Source organism: Campylobacter ureolyticus, from assembly GCF_027277485.1.
Taxonomy (GTDB): Bacteria; Campylobacterota; Campylobacteria; order Campylobacterales; family Campylobacteraceae; genus Campylobacter_B; species Campylobacter_B ureolyticus_B.
In genome coordinates, this window is sequence record NZ_JAPXGQ010000033.1 from 1 (window position 1) to 1,424 (window position 1,424).

General features: G+C 47.1%; 1 rRNA gene. It reads left to right on the plus strand.

The window, feature by feature from the left end:
• A 23S ribosomal RNA gene (locus O6B72_RS09275) occupies window positions 1-1,386 on the plus strand; the annotation flags it as partial.
• Window positions 1,387-1,424: the final 38 nt, after the last annotated feature.

Consider the following 1,424-nt stretch of genomic DNA (forward strand, 5'->3'; position numbering starts at 1 on the left):
GGCAAATCCGTAACTCTTTATCCGAAAGCTTAAAGGCTTACAAAGCTCTTCGGAGTAGCGTAAGAATCCATGATACTATAGAGCCAAGAAAAGTTTCTAAGTTTAGTAATAATTGCCCGTACCGTAAACCGACACAGGTGGGTGGGATGAGTATTCTAAGGCGCGTGGAAGAACTCTCTTTAAGGAACTCTGCAAAATAGCACCGTATCTTCGGTATAAGGTGTGCCTACCAGGGTGCAAGCCCTAGAGGTTACAACAAAGAGTCCCTCCCGACTGTTTACCAAAAACACAGCACTCTGCTAACACGTAAGTGGATGTATAGGGTGTGACGCCTGCCCGGTGCTCGAAGGTTAATTGATGGAGTTAGCATTAGCAAAGCTCTTGATCGAAGCCCGAGTAAACGGCGGCCGTAACTATAACGGTCCTAAGGTAGCGAAATTCCTTGTCGGTTAAATACCGACCTGCATGAATGGCGTAACGAGATGGGAGCTGTCTCAAAGAGGGATCCAGTGAAATTGTAGTGGAGGTGAAAATTCCTCCTACCCGCGGCAAGACGGAAAGACCCCGTGGACCTTTACTATAGCTTGACACTGCTACTTGGATAAAGATGTGCAGGATAGGTGGGAGATTATGATCTATAGATGCTAGTCTATAAGGAGTCATCCTTGAGATACCACTCTTCTTTATTCGGGTAGCTAACTAGCCTAAGTTATCCTTAGGTAGGACAATGTCTGGTGGGTAGTTTGACTGGGGCGGTCGCCTCCCAAATAATAACGGAGGCTTACAAAGGTTGGTTCAAAACGGTTGGAAATCGTTTGTAGAGTATAAAGGCAAAAACCAGCTTAACTGCGACACCGACAAGTGGAGCAGAGACGAAAGTCGGTCTTAGTGATCCGGTGGTTCTGTGTGGAAGGGCCATCGCTCAAAGGATAAAAGGTACCCCGGGGATAACAGGCTGATCTCCCCCAAGAGCTCACATCGACGGGGAGGTTTGGCACCTCGATGTCGGCTCATCGCATCCTGGGGCTGGAGCAGGTCCCAAGGGTATGGCTGTTCGCCATTTAAAGCGGTACGCGAGCTGGGTTCAGAACGTCGTGAGACAGTTCGGTCCCTATCTGCCGTGGGCGTAAGAAGATTGAGGAGAGTTGACCCTAGTACGAGAGGACCGGGTTGAACCAACCACTGGTGTATAAGTTGTCCTGCCAAGGGCACCGCTTAGTAGCTAAGTTGGGATGTGATAAGAGCTGAAAGCATCTAAGCTCGAAGCCAACTCCAAGATTAATCTTCTTTTAAGAGCTCTTATAGACTATAAGTTTGATAGGCTGGGTGTGTAATTGATGTAAGTCATTTAGCTGACCAGTACTAATAGCTCGTTTGCTTATCTTATTAAGCATCACTTCCTTGTTAAGGATAAATAACTATTC